General features: G+C 44.4%; 8 protein-coding genes and 1 pseudogene. 5 read left to right on the plus strand and 4 right to left on the minus strand.

The window, feature by feature from the left end:
- The coding region (locus AC3A14_RS20460) for a two-partner secretion domain-containing protein (RefSeq protein ID WP_487779134.1) at positions 1-2,442 on the minus strand (2,442 nt) is incomplete at its 3' end.
- Positions 2,443-2,815: 373 nt separating this feature from the next.
- Between AC3A14_RS20460 and AC3A14_RS20465 the strand changes: the two genes are divergently transcribed.
- The 3 genes from AC3A14_RS20465 to AC3A14_RS20475 all read left to right on the plus strand — a co-directional run bounded on the left by AC3A14_RS20465 (position 2,816) and on the right by AC3A14_RS20475 (position 7,001).
- Positions 2,816-5,245, plus strand: a complete 2,430-nt coding sequence (locus tag AC3A14_RS20465; RefSeq protein ID WP_487779135.1) for a cache domain-containing protein — start codon at positions 2,816-2,818, stop codon at positions 5,243-5,245.
- A gap of 190 nt (positions 5,246-5,435) precedes the next feature.
- A complete protein-coding gene (locus AC3A14_RS20470; RefSeq protein ID WP_318700475.1) occupies positions 5,436-5,636 on the plus strand; it encodes a hypothetical protein in 201 nt (66 codons plus the stop codon).
- 129 nt (positions 5,637-5,765) lie between these two features.
- Entirely contained in the window at positions 5,766-7,001 is a 1,236-nt protein-coding gene (locus tag AC3A14_RS20475) for an MFS transporter (protein ID WP_318733111.1), read from the plus strand.
- A 109-nt stretch (positions 7,002-7,110) separates the two neighbouring features.
- Here AC3A14_RS20475 and AC3A14_RS20480 read toward each other — a convergent pair whose 3' ends face one another.
- The 3 genes and pseudogenes from AC3A14_RS20480 to AC3A14_RS20490 all read right to left on the minus strand — a co-directional run bounded on the left by AC3A14_RS20480 (position 7,111) and on the right by AC3A14_RS20490 (position 11,940).
- Complete coding sequence (locus tag AC3A14_RS20480; RefSeq protein ID WP_318733110.1) at positions 7,111-7,779, minus strand: PEP-CTERM sorting domain-containing protein; 669 nt, start codon at positions 7,777-7,779, stop codon at positions 7,111-7,113.
- Positions 7,780-8,067: 288 nt separating this feature from the next.
- On the minus strand, positions 8,068-11,139 hold the full coding sequence (locus AC3A14_RS20485; protein WP_318733109.1) for a 5'-nucleotidase C-terminal domain-containing protein: 3,072 nt from the start codon (positions 11,137-11,139) through the stop codon (positions 8,068-8,070).
- Between the two features lie 147 nt (positions 11,140-11,286).
- A pseudogene (locus AC3A14_RS20490) lies at positions 11,287-11,940 on the minus strand (CHAT domain-containing protein).
- Positions 11,941-12,185: 245 nt separating this feature from the next.
- Between AC3A14_RS20490 and AC3A14_RS20495 the strand changes: the two are divergent.
- Together AC3A14_RS20495 and AC3A14_RS20500 are read left to right on the plus strand one after the other, a co-directional pair.
- Positions 12,186-13,112 (plus strand): PP2C family serine/threonine-protein phosphatase, encoded by a 927-nt coding sequence (locus AC3A14_RS20495; protein ID WP_318736505.1) that lies wholly within the window; start codon positions 12,186-12,188, stop codon positions 13,110-13,112.
- Positions 13,113-13,157: 45 nt separating this feature from the next.
- Complete coding sequence (locus tag AC3A14_RS20500; protein WP_318733107.1) at positions 13,158-15,581, plus strand: protein kinase domain-containing protein; 2,424 nt, start codon at positions 13,158-13,160, stop codon at positions 15,579-15,581.
- Positions 15,582-15,592 lie beyond the last annotated feature (11 nt).

Consider the following 15,592-nt stretch of genomic DNA (forward strand, 5'->3'; position numbering starts at 1 on the left):
AGGTTGTTCTCCTGTTGGAGGTTGTTCTCCTGTTGGAGGTTGTTCTCCTGTTGGACGCTCTGCGCTGGGGGGAGGAGTCGGATCGCTGGGAGGGGCTTCTGGGGCACTTGTTGTTGGGTTTGTTGTTGGGTTTGTTGTTGGGTTTGTTGCAGTCGTGATGATTTGAATATTCTCTGTATCCTGGGTATGAGGTTCTAGATATTCATTAGTAATACGGATCGTTGATTCTATCCCCGTGCCTCTGGTAATCGCGCCTGCTGTACCATTGGTGGTGGCATCGCCGACAATAAAAGGGGTTGTGCCATTTCCACCATGGGTAATTGTGATTCTTCCACCATCTGTGTCTCCAACGGCTGAAATACTGGCGGTTTCACTATTGCTGGCGTTGAAGGTTCCGGTAACGCGGACAAAACCATCAGCCGTAAGGTTAACATTTCCTCCAGTGGTTGACCCTTCGGTATTGATTGAGGTTACTTCTATATTTTGGGAACTGTTTAAAGTAACATTGCCTCCATTACTGGTAGTGCTAGAAGTATCAATACTGCCCAGGGAGATTGTGCTATCAGCAGTTACATTGACTGTACCGCCACTGGTGGTAATATCTCCAGTGGCAATCTGATTGGAGATCGCACTAAACTGACCCCCTTCTGTATTCAGCACTGCATTCACATCGATGTTTGGAGTATCTGCTGCCGTTGCACCACCGAGTAAAATATCTCCTCCATTGGTACTAATATTCTGATTAATATCAATAGAAGAGTTAGTTGATGCAGTGCTATCTTTGAGGGAAACCAAGCCTCCCCCTGTACTCAGTGGAGCATTAACGTTAATGGTGGGAGCATCAAGGGTGAGATCGCCGTTATTTGTGGTGATGCTTGCAGCAACCTCTATAGAGGTGCCAGCTTCAGCAGAGAGTCCAACAGATTCAAAGGTCATATTAACTGCTTCACTGAAGGTGATATTTTCACTCGCTTGCAAGGTGACGTTGCTTTCTGCACTATTAATGGCACTGACACTAATTGTCGTCAGACTCAAAAGTTCATCTAAGTCTGGATCGCTAAATTGGTCTACATCTTCTAGGTTGCTCGTAAGTCCTTCACCAACAACTTCAATATTGGTGGGGTCAAGGAGTAGGGTTCCGGTGTTTCCTTGAGGTGCAGTGGTGTTTACAGTTCCTTGGTAGTCTAGGAACAATAGACCCGAAATTTCCACAAAACCTCCATTTCCGGAGTTTTGCCCCCCTCTAGCGCTAGTATTGCCGAAAAATTGGGTGGTGTCATCGCTCCAGATGACGATGTTTCCCCCATCTCCATTGAGGAGTGCATCAGCATTGATGATGCTGTTTTCACTCACTAGGGTAAACTCACTGTTAGGAAGGGGTCCCTTTCCTTGGAATGAACCGCCAATGTTGATGATTCCACCACCTTGGTTTCCAGAAGCATTAATCTGAGCATCGATGATACCAACGCGATCGCCTAGAATATTTATATTTCCGCCGGTTATACTAGAAGTATCGAGAGTTCCGGAGGCGATCGCCACTCCCGATCTATCTGGAAGCGCGATCCCCGATCCGGTTAACACCACCTGTCCCTGGGAATTAACCATTAAACTTTTGGCATGATCCAGTTTACTGCTGGTCAACAGTTCAGGAAGTGTTAACGGGGTAATGGCTTGAGAGTTCGTATTTTCCGAGTTCACAGGCAGATCTAAACTTAATAGATGGCCATCTTGGGAGATCCGCACCGAATTCTGTCCCGGAACCGCAGCGATCGTAATACTTCCCCTTGGTGCGGATAGGGTTCCAAAATTAAGCGTATTACCACCAATTAAACCTAGCGTTTGCTGTGCATTAACTTGTAAATTACCCAGATTAACAATACTTCCAGGATTTGCCCCCTCAAACTTAAATTCCGCAGGTGTTCCTGTTAAGGTACTCCAATCATTAGAACCCACTACATTAAACCATTGATCGATTCCTAATCTTATTGAAGTTGCTGTTGTTGCATAAAAGTCTGCGGGTACATTTAAACTGGAATTTGGGCCAAATAGAATCCCCGCAGGATTGACTAAATAAAGGTTAGCCGTACTATTACTCAGTTGAATTAATCCATTAATAATGGAAGGATCTCCACCAACCACACGACCCAAAATATTTTGGATATCCGGTTGAGCCATAAAGGTAGCAATTTGTCCCTGGGTTAATCCAAACTGTTGGAAACTATGGAAGAGGTTTTGCCCAGCTTGCGTTCCGCCTTGAATATTGAACTGTTGATTATTCCCTGGAGAAACAATAGTTCCTACCCCATCTTGTGCCGGAATAATCGATTGAGCGAAAGCTGGCGAAGCAAATCCACCATTAAAATACATCAGGGTACTCGCCACTAGAGAATAAACCCATCCATATTTCCCGCCAGCTAGACTCTTATTAATAAGTCTGTTCATACTTCCCCATTCCCAGGATCGTAATTGTTTAAAGTAAAATAATCTATCTTTTTCGATTAAAGTAAGAGAGAGTCGATAGAGATTAGTAGACTATTTTCATCTATGATAGCTTTTTTCTGACCATAAGATCTTAATAATGATTTAATAATCTTCACATTTTTTTCACACTAGTGAGCTAAAATAGCTAGATGGTACTGATATTTGAGTTGCGATTGAGCCTGAGTAGAAGGCGATCTCTGATGTATCTCGACTTAGAGAATCACCTTCAACATGCGTCGTCAATCATTTATTTTGACTTGTATTCTCAGTGTTTTAACCCTGACTAGAGTATTCATTCTTGTGAGCTTTGAAAATAACGTTTTTCAAAATTGCCATGAAACATCTTTTTTTTGATCATAACAATAAAGTTTTCCCTAAAGTTTTTTCTCTGTCTACTCAACTCCGATATAGCCTAATTTTAATAGGTGTTGTTAGTGTGTTAACCACTGGCAGCATCCTGGGATATTTTAGTTTTAAATCTGAGCTAGAAAAAAATCAAGAGTTACAACAAAAACGTTCGGAATCAGCAGCCAATAAAATCAATAACTACTTAGATAATATCCAGAGAAAGTTGGGGTATTTATCAACAATTAGAGGGTTGACAAGTTTAGATATTAAAGACCAAAAAAATTTACTAGAAGGATTGATTCGTTCTAACAATGCCTATAAATCTGTCGCCATTATCGATCGTCACGGTAAAGTAATTAATTTAGTCTTTCTCAATCCGGAAAAAGAAATATACTTGGGACAGGACATGAGTAACTCTCCGATTTTTAATTACTCTTTTAATAAAAACGATCGGTATCTCACTTCTGTTCATATCAATCAAAAAAATGGTCTACCTCAAACTATATTATCTGTGCCGATTCGCAATGAAGAAGATCGAATTGATGGTGTACTAATTGCTGAAATTGATTTAAGCTTTCTTGGATTAATCGTTTCCAATACCACCGTAGGTAAAACGGGCTATACATATGTTTTAGACGAGCGTAATATCATGGTTGCTAAAACAGGAATGATGGAAGAAAACTTTGAATTTCAACACATTTCTAATCCGGATTTGTTAAAGCATCTTTTCCCTCAGCAGAAGACTCAACTCAATATTTATTCAGGATTGTACGATCAAAAAGTATTAGGTGCAACTACTGCTATTCCCAGTATGCAATGGAAGTTAGTGGTTGAGTTACCAGTTAATGAAGCTTATGCACCGATCGCCAGAATGTTATGGATTACCAGTATATCTTTGTTTGTTATTACACTGGTTTCTATGGCGATTGGATTTTATCGTGCCCATCGTATTCTCTCTCCACTTAAGCATTTGACAGAAGCAGCCCTGGAAATTCGTCAAGGGAATTTTGATACTAAAGTTGAGATTGTAGAATCGGATGAATTAGGGCTTTTAGCTACCGCATTTAATCAAATGACAGCTCAAGTAGGAAAGTTATTTAAAGTATTGGAAGCAGAAAAAACTTTTGTTTCCACTATTCTAGATACGGCTGGATCTTTGGTTCTTGTTTTAGACGATCGAGGCAGAATTGTGAGATTTAACCGTGCCTGCGAACAAACCACACTATATTCGTTTAAAGAAGTTAAGAATAGTTTCTTTTGGGAGATATTCTTAGCAGATGATGATAGACAACCGGCTCAATCGAACTTCAGTCAATTTCAAGACCAGTCTTTTGATGCTCAAGAGTCAAATTTACAATTTCCGATTCAATATGAAAGTTCTTGGATAACCAAAGATAAACGCTTACGGCAAATCGCTTGGTCGGATACCGTATTACTTGACGATCGAGGCTATATTCAATATGTGATTAGTACGGGAACCGATATTAGCGATCGCAAAGTCGCAGAAGAAGAACTCAAACAGGCGAAAGAATCTGCAGAAGTCGCCCTGAAAAACCTACGAGCTACTCAAAGCCAACTTATTCAAGCTGAAAAAATGTCCGGCTTAGGTCAATTGGTAGCGGGAATTGCCCATGAAATCAATAATCCGATTAATTTTATCCATGGCAATATTTTACCGGCAGAAACCTATGCACAAGATCTGTTGACTTTGATTGAGTTGTACCAAAAATATTACCCAGAACCCCCAAGTGAAATCACACAATTCATGGAAGGAATAGAATTGGAATTTATATTTCCTGATTTTCGGAAACTTTTATCTTCGATGAAATTAGGCTCGGAACGAATTCGAGAAATTGTTGATTCACTCCGAAACTTTTCCCGTCTGGATGAAGATGGAATTAAGGAGGTTGATGTGCATGAAGGAATTGAGAATAGTTTATTAATTTTGCAAAATAATCTGAAAGAAAAATTAGAACAAAAAGAAATTAAAGTGATTAAAAAATATGGAGAACTGCCTAAAATTGAATGCTATCCAGGGCAATTAAATCAGGTTTTTATGAATATTTTAGCCAATGGCATTGATGCTCTAGACAATTGCCGAACGATCCCCTCTGAGTCTGACGAGGGAAAGTTGCCGACCTTAACCATTACCACCTCCTTATCCAGTCCAGATCGGGTGATGATTACAATCGCTGATAATGGTCCAGGGATATCTGCTTCCATCAGAGAACAATTGTTTAATCCCTTTTTTACGACTAAACCTGTGGGTCAAGGAACCGGTTTAGGCTTGTCCATTAGTTATCAAATTGTGGTGGAACGACACGGAGGAAGCTTATCTTGTATGTCTGAAGTCGGAGGGGGAGCAGAGTTTCAGATTGCACTTCCCATTTCCCAGGGTGTATTGAGAAAAAATTGACTATTCTCTCAGGAAGCCTCAGTGGAAATAAGGGTTTCTTGACGTTGTCCCTGAGATCTAGCATTACATTTTGTAACTCATCTTGGCGGCGATCGTTAAGCTTCATTGCAAAAGGTTCACTGCAAAAATCAAGCCATGGTAGGCTCTATCCTGTTGGCAAACCCTAAGAGCATAACGGCAGGAGAACACCTTGACTTCAGAGCGGAACCTAACCCACAACTCTTTGCATAGTGAAGACTTCAGTGAGTACGTGGCCCATCTCCAACTTCACATGGCGCTACAAGCTCGTAATCTCCTCCCCAACTATAAACATGCTGCTGATAGTCGCGAACAGCTCCTTCAAGAAACGCAAGCTGATTTAGAAAAGTTAGTTTCTCGCCAAGTTGTCTAACAACATTTTGTAGTTTCCATCGTTTCCAACTCCATCTTCACTCCCAGGGCAATCATGCCCTGTTTTTTTCTTTTCCCCAGGATAGGAACTCCATGATTATACTAAGAAGGGTTGATCCTAGGGGAATATATGAAGGTCTTTCTAACCCTGAGCACCAGTGAACGAAAAAACCTGCTGTTGATGTTTGCAGCGGGTTTGCTGTTTTGGTCAAGTATCGGCTCTTTGTTGCCTACTTTACCGCTTTATCTGCGATCGCTGGGGATAGCGGATCAACAATTAGGCTTTGTCATGGGAGCTTTTGCCATCGGCCTATTATTAGCTCGACCTTACATTGGAGCGATCGCCGATCGCCACAGTCGTAAACGGGTGATTCTCATCGGTACAGCCGTTTGTGGTCTCGCTCCCCTCTGTTATCTCTTAGTAAACTCTGTTCCCTCCCTGATGATGGTGCGGAGTTTCCATGGCATTAGTTTAGCCTCCTTTACCACTGGATATATTGCTCTGGTGACAGATCTAACCCCCCCTAAAAATCGGGGTGAAGTTCTGGGTTACATGAGCTTGATTAATCCGGTTGGTGTGTCCTTTGGCCCAGCTTTAGGAGGATTTGTACAGCAAGCCTTTGGCAATGAATATCTGTTTATCTTAACTGGTAGCTTCGGATTCCTAGCCTTTTTAATTATGACTCAAGTTCAAGAAAAAAGGCGAACTGATAACCTAGACAAAACAGACTCTTCAACTGCTATTCAACCTGGATTATGGCGCTTACTTCTGAGTCCCCGAATTCGGATTTTAAGTCTAGTTCTTTTGCATGTCGGTCTAGCATTTGGAGCCATGACTGCCTTTATTTCTCTCTTAATTCAGGCAACTGGAGTCAACTTCAATGCTGGATTGTTTTTTACCGCTGCTGCCATTACCAGCTTTGGTATTCGTTTGGTAGCTGGTCCTTTGAGCGATCGCATCGGCCGAGGCATCTTTATTACCCTTAGCATCTCCCTCTACGGGATCTCCATGTTTATGCTCACCTTCGCCGATACAGCCTGGCTCTTTTTACTCTCTGGATGCATTGAAGGAGCAGGTTTTGGTCTCTTAATTCCCACCACTTCCGCCATTGTCGCCGATCGCGCCTATCCCCATGAACGAGGACGCTTATTTGGTCTGTGTTTAGGAGGTTTCGATCTAGGAATCGCCCTCGCTGGACCCATCGCTGGTATGATTGCCCAAGCCTTCTCCTATCAAACCATCTTTATCTGTATTACCCTCATTCTCATTTTAGGTTTATTGCTGTTCTTAACCCAATCGAGCAAAGACTTACCCCACTCCCTGCGCTATGCCTTGGGACGAGGACGAGATATCTATGCACTTTAATCCATTGAATCATCAATCATTAAAAAACCCTGCTAAAAGCAGGGCACACAACACAGAAAGGAGCAAACTTAACAAACTTATATCCGTTTAGGAAATCAGAGCATAGACTTTAGGCTAACCGCTTGCGGAGCATGAAGGAAGCCATTCCTGCCACTGCCAGTAATCCAACTGTAGTGGAAGATTCCGGAACGGGTTGAGCGGCAAATGCAGCGCCAGAGAATGTAATCCCCTCAAAAGTTTCGCCGCCCTCTAACCGACGTTGAAAACTTTCAACCGTAATCCCAGCTTCAGCCAACTGGAAGGTGAGAACTCCTGTTCCCAAGGAAGTTTGATTATCGTCACTGGTAAAAAATCCAGAAAACCCGAAGTTGATACCTAGAATACCTGAAACAGTTTGACTAACTTGTAGTCCCGAATGATTGGTTAAATCAAAGGTAGAGACCCCATCAGCACTATTACTTCCAGGTGCACCCGCACTTAAATCTAGAAAGTTGGCGATGCTGGTCTCAGAGAAGTTGATATCTTTAATAAAAGCACTACCAAAATCATCAAAGTTTCCAGTTGCAGCAGTAACTCCAACTTCCCCTAGGGGATCGGTTAGCCCATTCGTGAAATCAATCCCTTCATTACTTAAGTTAATTGTCGTATCAGCATTGTTGATTTGGAAACCTCCCTTGAGTGCCGCCGCTTGTGCCGCATTAGGATTAAATAAAACACCAGAAGTAAGAATAACAGCGGAAGTAATTAAGGTGGATTTTATGGTAGATACAGCAGACATTAATGAACTCCTGGAACAGTAGTGAGGTGTTTCCCTCTCGACACTTTTATCATCGCTATTTTTCCGAGAAAAAGGAGTGATGCAGACGTTTTTTTTATGTGAAACTTATCACGATTAGAAGTGTCTGATGTCCGTTAATTAAGTGACCCAATAGGTAGAAGTAGGTGAAGTAAATTACAGAAAAAGAGGATAGAGATCACCCCCATGGACCGATCTCTATCCTCAAGAGCCTGAAACAAGTCAGCTCCTGGCCGCGATCGCAATATTATAGAGTTGAATAGTGCCCTCTTACAGAACGATAATTTGACTCGCTGCTAAAGCTGGAGAACCCGTTAGCGTTGCCAGAGTCTGCGCTGCCGTTGCCCCCGTACCGTCAGAATCGAAACTGAGAATGCCACCACTGTAGAGAAACTGAGCTGTCGTTCCTACAGCAGTTGCAGACTGGGTTAATGTGGGAGTTGCGCCCGCCGTGAGTCCAGTAAATTGAGAGGCAAACACGCGGATGGTATCTGAACCGTTACCAAAATCAGTAATAGTATCACTGCCATCTCCAGGAGCTGCAAACACGAAGACATCATCCCCAGTACTTCCAGTCAGGTTATCATTGCCTAAGCCACCAGCAATGATATCGTTGCCTCCATTGCCAGTAATATTATCAACACCAGAGTGACCGACCAACACATTGGCATTGCCATCGCCGTTAATCGTATTGTTCCCATCTCCAGCAATACCAATACTGGTTCCGTTGAGAACCGTATCAGCAGCAACTCTCGCTATATCTTGAATCCGGGTATCTCCAGAAGCAGGAGTTTCAGCACTATTGAAGGAAGTCGTGTCATAGTTGGCCGCTAAATGCTCTGCTAAGGCATCTTGTTCTCGGTTATCTGTGGTAAAAGTGGCGTTGCCTGTTGTAGCTTCAGGTAAGGGTGTTTGATTGCCTTGAGGGAAAGGATAGCCATCGCCTCCACCCGCCAGGAAACCAAGAGTCGCCACCTTAATAGTGCGGTTAGCGTCTCCCACAATGCTGCCATTTTCGACAACCACATCCACTGTATTCCCCTGGTCATCTTTAATGGCGAGAGAGCGGACTCGACTGTTTACAGCTTGAGAGCCATCAAAACTAAACGCCATCCCAGAAATTTGGGGGAACCGTCCGGGAGTATTCCCTGGTGCAGTATCAGAAACTCCATGTTCGGCGATTTCTTTGAGTTGTGTTGCGGTTAGAGGAACAATGGTCAGACTATTATTAAACCGTAAGGTATTCTCGATATCCAGTTGGGAGACATCCCCTTCTTGCTTATTGGCGAGGGGGTTAGCAAGAGGAGGAGAAAATTCTAATCCTCCAGTTCCTCCCGGGGGAATAATCGCTTGTCCGATATTATCGCGAATGCCTCCCCCATTTTTCAGAGAAGCCACTACCGTGGAGTCAGTTTGGCGAGCGACAATTAAGTTGGCATCAGCCGTTAAACTGCCTAGGTTCGTTTCTTCTGTCCGGACTTGAGAGCGCCGTCCTTCTAAGAAAACACTCGTATTACCAAAAAGGTTACTGTCTTTAGCTGTGGCAATGTCATTGATCGCCTGAGTAACCGCCACTACAGTGGGGTCAGCCACATCTTGAGGATTAACCGTTCTACCATAAACTCGGTTAACTCCTGCCGCATCCGTCGCATACGCACCACTTTCATCAAGCACTTGGCTGATGATTCCGTTAGCATCAAACCCAGCAACTAAACGACCCACATAACGATAATTGCCATCAGTGTTAATCACATAAACCGGTTCACCACTAGGAGAAGTAAATTGCTTCGGATAGACTCCAGCACTGGTATCTCCAGCACGCAGGGGATCGTCGGCATTGGCGATAATGGTGTTAGAGCCACCAGCCATAACAATATCAACGTTATTGAGCAAACCAGCCAGTTGTTCTTCAATGCTAATCTGCTGCATGTGAGCCAGTAGAACAATTTTGTTAATGCCTTGTGCAACTAATTCATCAACGCTTTGTTGAATTATGGCAGCTAGAGCATTGATATCATTAGCGTTAGCTGGATTAACACCAACGTCTCCGGGAGAAGAGATGGTGTCGAGGGTGGGGGTGGTTGCACCGACGACCCCAACGCGTTCGCCACCAACGTTGAGAACGACGCTTTTACTAATGCTATTAGGTTGAGGAGCTTGTGCTGAAGGAATGACTAAACCACTTAGAGTGGCTTCAGTGCTGAAGTCCAAGTTGCTACTCAAATAGGGGAACTGTGTCCCCAGGTATCCATTAGCTCCAATACCTGCGCCCGTGGTAATGGTATTGTTGGCTTGAATAAGGGTTTGTACTGTACCAGGGCCGAAGTCAAATTCATGGTTTCCCAATGCCGCAGCCTGGAAGCCGAGAGCATTATTGATGAGGATATCTCCAATTCCCCCTTCACCATAAATTTCGTCGCTGGTGCTAAAGAAGGGGCCAGGGATGTAGAGGTCTCCAGAGGTGAGTTTGAGAGTATTGGGAAAGTCATCAGCTAGAGCATTGAAGATGGCTGAGAAGTTTACAGCATCCTCAATAGCAGGTAAGCCAGCTTCTTGGTCTGCTGTGTGCAATAGTTGCAAGGTAAAGGTCACCGGACCTCCCACTGGTGTAGGGGTAGGGCTTGGACTAGGACTAGGATTGGGTAAACCTGTAGGAGTTCGAGTTGGAGAAGGAGTAGGGATAGGGGTACTGCTGGTGGTGAAGTCGCTGCTATCAATTTGGTCAGCATTTACGCCTTGAATGGTAGCGATAATTTGTCCACTGGTATCACGAATAACAGTACTGGTTCCGCTTCCTTGAGCAATGTTGAGGTTACTGAAGGAGAGTCCGTTAGCTAATCCAATTTGGTCTAAACCGTTATTAAAGTCAACCAGGGTTTGTACACCAACGCCAACAACAAAGATATCTTGACCTGCCCCTCCCGTTAAGCTGTTGTTGCCTAAATCTCCGTACAGAACATCATTACCAATATCACCAAAGACCGCATCGTTCCCTTGACCACCGCGAACTACATCATTCCCTTGTCCGCCGTAGACTGCATCATCGCCAGTATTGCCGTTGAGTTGGTCATCACCTCGGTTCCCAATGAGGCTATCATTTCCGCTTGCACCGAAGAGGACATCGCTATTTTGGCCGCCAAAGAGGAAGTCATTGCCTGCACCCCCGATTAAGGTATCGTCTCCTCGATTTCCCACTAGAATATCAATGCCTTCATCACCAAAAATGAAGTCATTACCGTCTAATCCGAACCCTAGATCGTTGCCAGCTAGCAGATTAATGCCATCATTCTGTGGTGTTCCGATAATAATGTCATTGTTAACCGTCCCATTAATGAGTCCCACGAGTTAATGCTCCTAAAATTAATTCCTTGTCTAAGAAATTAAGGGGTTAAGGTTAATGGGATATTATCCTGACTTTAACGATCGAAGAAATTTTCAGCTCTTAATACCAAGTATTAAAATTACTACATTGAGTTAGAATGTAATCGATTAAAGCCAATTACCGACCATTACGAAGGGTGCCCAGTAAATGGGATGATGATATTTAGTGTGCAATAGGTTAATTTGAGCTTGTTGGAGGGCCTTGGCTTGACTCATTCCGGGTTGATTTAAGTATTGGTAAAAATAAACCATAAACTCAGCAGTGGATCGATCTCGGACAGCCCATAATGTAGCCAGAGTGCTTCTAGCTCCCGATCACAAGGCAACCCCTGCTAATCCTAAAATTGCCCGCTCATCACCTTGTGCTGTTTTGCACGCACTGAGTACGAGTAATTCAATGGGGTTTTGCAACGGTTGCGATCGCGACTTGACCAATGTATCGAGTTCTCGAACATTAATCTGACTATCCCAGGTTAAGATAAATGTCTCTTCTGCATCGCTGCTAAACTGACCATGAGTGGCTAAATGAACAATGGGAAAAGGAGTTTCCTGAATTGCTTTTTTCAGTTCCTCAGCCGTAAATGTCCGATCGAGCAACACGCGAGTATTAATCTCATGACTAATTTGTTCCACTTCCGAAGCAACACCAGGAAGCGAGCGAAATCCCTGGCGAGCTTCACTGAGTCCAGCAGTGAGGGCTTTTAACTGGTTTGGCTCTAGGGGCGGAGATTGGATCGGCGGCTGTTCCCCCAGTGCTGACACTCCTATGATAACGAGCAGAGCAACAGCCAGGGCGATCTCCAGGAAACGGACCCAGCAGTTATAGCACTGAAATAGTTTATTTCGACTAGGTCAGCAGTCCCAGTAAAGTGAAGCCATAGAGAGACCCGTTGCTCAAGAAAGTTGTTAAGCGCAATATCATGGCAGTTAGGGGATAGGGTGAGCAGGAGTAAGACCACAATAGGATTTAAATTCCATGTCAATAAGATCCTTAACGTTGTTTTCGGATGCGATACTCATTACTCAGTTATTGCTTCCCTGCCTTGAGAATGACAGAATTAGGGGTAACTATCCATGCGCTGAACGAACCAATGACCATGAGTACCCTTTCTGGAGATCTGCAAACCCCCATTCCCCACGATCCTGACCATATCTTATCTCCTTTGAATGGGTGGCAAGCGATCGCCAGTTCGGTTTTAGGGACGAGTCATCAAAAGCGAGGACAACCCTGCCAAGATGCCCATGCTTGGGATATTCTAGGCCCAGGGCTGGTAGTGGCAGCAGTAGCAGATGGGGCAGGTTCGGCATCCTTGTCGGATGTAGGAGCGCAAGTGGCGACGAGGACTGCGGTAGAGCAGATTAAGCGCCAATGGGATCGATTAGCGGCAGAACAGTCAGAGGTCTGTTGGGAACCTCTGCTGGGAGAGGTTTTAGAACATGCCCAAAATGCGATCGCCGCTGAAAGCTTAACCCGTGATGTGGAGGTGCGTCAGTTAGCGACGACATTATTAATTTTGGTTGCCAGTTCCCAGGAGGTTGCTGTAGCACAGATAGGAGATGGAGCAGTCGTAATTGGCGATCGTCAAGGCCATATTACTGCACTGACCCAGCCAGAAAACGGAGAATATGCAAATGAAACCACGTTTTTAATTTCTCCCAACGCCTTAGAAAGTGCCCAAATTAAGGTTTGGGAAGGGGAGATTGCCCATTTTGCCCTCTTCTCAGATGGTCTACAACGATTAGCCTTAAAATTACCAGAAGGTACGCCCCATGCTCCGTTCTTTACTCCTCTGTTTCGGTTTGTCGATCAAATGGAGGATTCTCAAGCAGCCGAGAGTGAACTTCAGGGTTTTCTCTCTCATCCGCGTATTACGGAACGGACGGATGACGACCTGACTATAGTTTTAGGTAGCCTGAAGTCAATTAATAATTAACCATTAATCATTAATATTTTTTCCTTTTCTTAAGATAAATGGATTATGAAGCTTCAACGCCAATCAAATCAAGAATGGATAGATTTACAAGCGGCCACAGAATTAGGGGTTGGTGGTGAAGCTAAGGTCTACGGACTCAGCGAAGATAAGACCCAGGTCGCTAAGGTTTATCATAAACTCAAACCGGAATATGGTCTGAAGTTAACGGCCATGTTAGAAAATCCGCCCAATAATCCCACAGCAAACCAAAATCATCTTTCTTTCGCTTGGCCAGAAGATTTGCTGTTCAATCAGAAGCAACAGGTGGTGGGGTTTCTGATGCCGCGCATTAGTGAAATGCGACCAATTATTGATTTATATAATCCCAAAACTCGCCGTACCCAATGGCCTTGGTTTGAATATTCCCGTTTGCATCGAACCGCGAGAAATTTGGCGGGCGCTCTGAAGAGTTTGCACGAGCGGGGTTATGTGATTGGAGATATCAATGAATCGAATATTTTAGTCACGGAAACGACCCTAATTACCCTGGTGGATATGGACTCCATTCAGGTAAAACATCCAGAAACAAAAGAAGTTTATCGCTGTCCAGTCGGTAAGCCAGAATTTACGCCTCCAGAGTTACAAGGTCAAGCGTTTGGCAATTTAGACCGGACTCCAGAACAGGATTGTTTTGGATTAGCGGTGTTGATTTTTCAGTTGTTGATGGAGGGAACCCATCCCTTTGCAGGGGTGTATAAATTGCCTGGAGATCCTCCGGCGATCGCCCAACGCATTGCTCAGGGTTATTTTCCCCATGGCAGGCGATCGGTTCCTTTAACACCTATGCCCGTATCTCCCCCATTTACTCTGTTATATCCCAAACTACAAGTGTTGTTTCGGCGCTGTTTTGAGGAGGGATTTGATAATCCCCATGTACGCCCGGATGCTAAAGTGTGGCAGTTGGCGCTCCAGGATGCAGAACGGGATTTAATCACTTGTAGCAAAAACGATCAACATCGCTATGGCAGTCATTTGGATCGCTGTCCTTGGTGCGATCGCACTCAACGATTAAAGGGTCGCGATCCCTTTCCCTCTCAAGGGGCGGTACAGCGAGGACTTCACCTCAAACCGGTTAACCGCAAGAAGATTCCCATTCAACCGGCACCTGCCCATCATTGGGGATATAATCGGGTATCTAATGCCCCTTCAACGGCTCCAGGATGGTCTAATTTTACGCCACTCCCTCCCTCCACGTCTGGTTATCCTCAGAATACAGGAGGAGGAGGAGGGACAATTCCAGTGATGCAAGCCTCTTGGCGCGATCGACGGCGACCTTCTTTGCATCCTTTATTGGCAGGAATTTTCGTCTTAAGTTTAGCGGTAGCGGGGGTTTGGTATGGAAACCAAACCCGGATCGGCGAAATGGGGTTTCGTGCCGCCCAGAAACTGGAACTCAAGCAAGGGAATCTGCATATTCGTCGTCTACATACCATTGATTCCCAGAAAGAACCCATTAACGCGATCGCCATTAGTCCCAATGGTCAAGTTTTAGCAAGTAATGGTATGGATGGTACAGTTAGACTGTGGGAACTACCGAGTGGAAATCCAACCCAAACCCTGGAAGCTCATCAGGATCAGCGCGGTTCCTATGCAGTCAGTGAAATTGCCTTGAGTCCCGATGGCAAACTCTTAGCTAGTGCCAGTCGTAGCGATAATGGATTGAAACTGTGGGATCTCACGAATAACCAACAATGGCAAATCAAACCCCAGGAGGGATTGCAAGGAGTAGTGACCTTGGCGATTAGTAATCAGTATAAGATTTTAGCCACAGGCAGTCGCGATCGCACGGTCAAATTATGGGACTTATATAATGGCTTTCGCCGCTTAACCTTTGCCTGGGAAACCGGATGGGTAAACCGTTTGGCACTCAGTCCCGATCAAAAAACTTTAATTGCCGGTACAGATACAGGCAATCTCTATCAAGTGAATTTGGTAAATCTTCAGGATAAAATGCTGCCGAAAATTACCCACTCTGCCGTGGGAGCCTTGGTCTTTATGCCCGATAATCAACAGTTTATTGTCGCTCAAAGTAGCCAAATATTCATCCGTGACTTAGCTTCTGGAGCTGTACAACTGACTCTGCTGCATCCGGGAGAAGTTAGAGCCTTGGCGGTGAGTCCCGATGGTAAGATTTTAGCTAGTGGTGGCGGCGATCGCACCATTCAAATCTGGAACCTAGAAACCCAAGAAAGTATCGGCTTACTCCGAGATCATCAGGGCGAAGTCCTATCCCTTGCCTTTAGTCCCAAAGGCGATCTCTTAGTCAGTGGTGGAGCAGATGGGAACATTAAGATCTGGCAAGTCAGTTCAATTAATAATATCAAATCTGGAAAAAGGGCCATAGAGATGAGTGAGCTATTCTCAAGACCTGTAGCCCTCCAAACAAGATACCCCTCTTTTGTCACTCTGCCGAATCAAGATAGGAATTAAGATAAGGGATT

Source organism: Roseofilum sp., assembly GCF_982964205.1.

Excerpts from the sequence above, each read along its gene's own strand:
- AC3A14_RS20480 (WP_318733110.1), bottom strand. The coding sequence starts at position 7,779 with ATGTCTGCTGTATCTACCATAAAATCCACCTTAATTACTTCCGCTGTT.
- AC3A14_RS20495 (WP_318736505.1), top strand. The coding sequence starts at position 12,186 with ATGCGATACTCATTACTCAGTTATTGCTTCCCTGCCTTGAGAATGACA.
- AC3A14_RS20475 (WP_318733111.1), top strand. The coding sequence starts at position 5,766 with ATGAAGGTCTTTCTAACCCTGAGCACCAGTGAACGAAAAAACCTGCTG.
- AC3A14_RS20500 (WP_318733107.1), top strand. The coding sequence starts at position 13,158 with ATGAAGCTTCAACGCCAATCAAATCAAGAATGGATAGATTTACAAGCG.
- AC3A14_RS20465 (WP_487779135.1), top strand. The coding sequence starts at position 2,816 with ATGAAACATCTTTTTTTTGATCATAACAATAAAGTTTTCCCTAAAGTT.